This window comes from Bradyrhizobium sp. (assembly GCF_049581145.1).
Lineage (GTDB): Bacteria > Pseudomonadota > Alphaproteobacteria > Rhizobiales > Xanthobacteraceae > Bradyrhizobium.
On sequence record NZ_JBAURI010001169.1, the window covers coordinates 1 to 3,612 of the forward strand.

3 protein-coding genes are annotated in these 3,612 nt (G+C 64.2%); all 3 read left to right on the forward strand.

Annotated elements, in window-relative coordinates; translation table 11 throughout:
• The coding region (locus WCB02_RS37240; RefSeq protein WP_423966860.1) for an NAD-dependent epimerase/dehydratase family protein at window positions 1–565 on the forward strand (565 nt) is incomplete at its 5' end.
• A gap of 177 nt (window positions 566–742) precedes the next feature.
• Window positions 743–2,446, forward strand: a complete 1,704-nt coding sequence (locus tag WCB02_RS37245; RefSeq protein ID WP_423966862.1) for an IlvD/Edd family dehydratase — start codon at window positions 743–745, stop codon at window positions 2,444–2,446.
• A 153-nt stretch (window positions 2,447–2,599) separates the two neighbouring features.
• Window positions 2,600–3,589: a TRAP transporter substrate-binding protein gene (locus WCB02_RS37250; RefSeq protein WP_423966864.1), complete on the forward strand. Its 990-nt coding sequence runs from the start codon at window positions 2,600–2,602 to the stop codon at window positions 3,587–3,589.
• The last annotated feature ends 23 nt before the right edge of the window (window positions 3,590–3,612 follow it).

Consider the following 3,612-nt stretch of genomic DNA (forward strand, 5'->3'; position numbering starts at 1 on the left):
ATCCAACATCATCGGCTGCTACAACCTGTTCGAGGCGGCGCGCAAGAACGGCGTCAAGCGGGTGGTCTTCGCATCCTCCAATCATGCGGTGGGTTTCTACCCGCGTTATCACCGCATCGGCAGCGACGTGACGCCGCGCCCGGACAGCCGCTACGGCGTCAGCAAGGCCTTCGGCGAAGCGACCGGCGCGCTCTATGCCGACAAGCACGGCATCAGGGTGACCTGCATCCGGATCGGCAATTTCGGCGACAAGCCGCTCGATCATCGCAGGCTGTCGATCTGGTTGAAGCCGGAGGATCTGGTGCAGCTGTGCCGCATCGGGCTCGAGCATCCCGATATCCATTTCGAGATCGTCTACGGCGCCTCCAACAATGAGCGCTCGTGGTGGGACAACCACCGCGCCTATGATCTCGGCTATCGCCCGACCGGCAACGCCGAGGATTTCCGCGACTACGCGATGGCCGAGCAGGCGAAGCTCGAGCCCGATCCGGTCGGCGATTTCTATCAGGGCGGCACCTTCTGCGGCATGGAGTTCAGCGGCGACCGCAGCAGGATCATCGATTGAGCCATCATTCCGGAGCGCGCGGCAGCGCGAACCGGGAATCTTGCGCCGCAATTTCTGGATTACCGACCCGATCCCGCCGGGCGGCGCGAAGCGCCGGCCCGTTGGAGTCGCCATGGAATGACGACTATATGTCGGGCGGCCGCCGACGTAAGATCGCCAAGCATAGAGGAACATCACATGACCGACGGACTGCGCAAGGGACTGACAAGCTATGGCGACGCCGGGTTCTCGCTGTTCCTGCGCAAGGCCTTCATCAAGGCGATGGGCTATTCCGATGATGCGCTCAACCGTCCGATCGTCGGCATCACCAACACCTATAGCGACTACAATCCCTGCCACGGCAACGTGCCGCAGATCATCGAGGCGGTGAAGCGCGGCGTGATGCTGACCGGCGCCATGCCGATGGTGTTCCCGACGATTTCGATCGCAGAGAGCTTTGCCTATCCGACGTCGATGTATCTGCGCAATCTGATGGCGATGGACACCGAGGAGATGATCCGCGCCCAGCCGATGGACGCGGTGGTCGTGATCGGCGGCTGTGACAAGACCCTGCCGGCGCAGATCATGGCGGCGGTCTCCGCCGACCTGCCGACCGTGGTCATTCCAGTCGGGCCGATGGTGGTCGGCCATCACAAGGGCGAGGTGTTGGGCGCCTGCACCGATTGCCGCAGGCTGTGGGCGAAATATCGCGCGGGCGAGATCGACGAGGTCGAGATCGAGGCGGTGAATGGCCGACTCGCGCCATCGGTCGGCACCTGCATGGTGATGGGGACCGCCTCCACCATGGCCTGCATCACCGAGGCGCTTGGATTGTCGCTGCCGATGAGCGCGACCATTCCCGCGCCGCACGCCGAGCGCTTTCGCTCAGCCGAGGCGAGCGGCAAGGTCGCCGCCGCGATGGCCAAGGCGAAGGGCCCGCGGCCGAGCGAATTCCTCACCGAGGCCTCCTTCCGGAACGCGCAGGTGGTGCTGCAGGCGATCGGCGGCTCGACCAACGGCCTGATCCATCTGACCGCGATCGCCAACCGCGCGCCGCACCGCATCGATCTGCAGGTGTTCGACCAGCTCGGCCGCGAGGTGCCGGTGCTGGTCGACCTCAAGCCGTCGGGCGAGCACTATATGGAGCATTTCCATCACGCCGGCGGCGTGCCGAAACTGATGGCGCAGCTCGGCGATCTCATCGACCTCGACGCCAGGACCATCGAAGGCAAAACGCTGCGCGACGTCGTCGCAGCCGCCGAGGAGGTGCCGGGCCAGGACGCGATCCGGTCGCGGCAGAATCCGATCAAACCGGAAGGCGGGATCGCCGTGCTGCACGGCAACCTCGCACCGCGCGGCGCCGTGATCAAGCATTCCGCCGCGAGCGCGAAGCTGATGCAGCACACCGGCCGCGCCGTGGTGTTCGAGTCGGTCGAGGACATGACGCTGCGCCTCGACGATCCCGAGCTCGATGTGGCCGCGGACGACGTGCTGGTGCTGCGCAATGCCGGGCCGAAGGGCGCGCCGGGCATGCCGGAAGCCGGCTATCTGCCGATCCCGAAAAAACTCGGGCGCGCGGGCGTCAAGGACATGGTGCGGATTTCGGATGCACGGATGAGCGGCACGGCGTTCGGCACCATCGTGCTGCACATCACGCCGGAATCCGCCGTCGGCGGTCCGCTGGCGCTGGTGAAGAATGGCGACCGGATCCGGCTCGACGTGGCTGGGCGCCGCATCGAGCTGCTGGTCGATGCGGCCGAGCTGGAGAAGCGACGCGCCGCGCTGATTCCGGCGGCCGCGCCGGAATGGGCCAGCCGCGGCTATGCACATCTGTTCAACGAGACCATTCTGCAGGCCGACGAAGGCTGCGACTTCGATTTCATGCGCCGCCAAGGAAAATAAGAGAGACAAACAACGGCGGTGATTTCGAGGCCTCCCCGGCGGCGCGCCCGGATGGTCAATTGACAATCCGGCAAACCCGATGGGATGATCGCGAAAAACAAAGGCCGGGGAGGGAAGCGCGTGAAACATCCGACAGAGATTAGCCGTGTCTCGATTTTTGGCTTGGTCCTTGTCCTGGCGGCCTCGGCGCTGCTGTTCGCCGCAGATGCGAACGCGCAGGACGTCAAGCATTACCGCTTCGCCTACGACCAGCCGCGCAATACCGGTTATTCGGTCGCCGGCGACCTGTTCGCCGACAAGCTCAAGGAATTGAGCAAAGGCAGCATGATCATCGATCAGTATCCCGGCGCGCAGCTCGGGCAGGAGCCGCAGCTCCTGCAACTGGTCAAGGCGGGCGATATCGATTTCGCCATCATCTCCTCGGCCAACACAGCGACGATCTCGCCGCAGGCCGGCGTGATGTCGCTGCATTTCCTGTTCCGCGACGAAGCCCATGTCATCAAGGCGATGGCCGACCCGCGGGTGTTCGACGCGTTGAGAACCATGATCGACGAGACCGCGCAGGGCCTGCATGTCATCGGCACCGGCTCGCAGGGCGTGCGGCATATCTACGGTAAGAAGGAGATCCACAACGTCGGCGACCTCAAGGGCATGAAGATCCGCGTGCAGGCCACGGCGACTGAGGACACGATGTTTCCGGCCTATGGCGCGCAGACCGTGCACATGCCGTTCGGCAGCGTTTACACTTCGCTGCAGACCGGTGTGGTCGAGGCGGCCGAGAACGGCATCAACGTCTATCTCGTCAACAAGCACTACGAAGTGGCGCCTGTGCTTTCGCTGACCGAGCACGAGGCCAACAATGCATTGGTGTTCATCAGTGACAGGCTGTGGCAGAACCTGTCGGCCGAGCAGAAGCAATGGGTGATGACGGCGGCGAACGAGATCAGCACGAAGGAGTCGGCGAGAGCCTTCGAGCTCGAAAGGACCGCGGCGGCCAAGCTGAAGTCGATGGGCGTCAAGGTCGTCGATGACGTCGACAAGAAGAGCTTTACCGCGGTCGCCGATCCCTATCTCGACAAGCTCGCCGGGGAGCTCGGCCCGCACGCCCTGAAGATCAAGGACCTGATCCGGTCGATTGACTAGGTCAATTGCGTGTCGTCCCGGCG

Bases quoted from the DNA above. Each gene is read 5' to 3' on its own strand.
- WCB02_RS37245 (WP_423966862.1), top strand. From the start codon at position 743: ATGACCGACGGACTGCGCAAGGGACTGACAAGCTATGGCGACGCCGGG.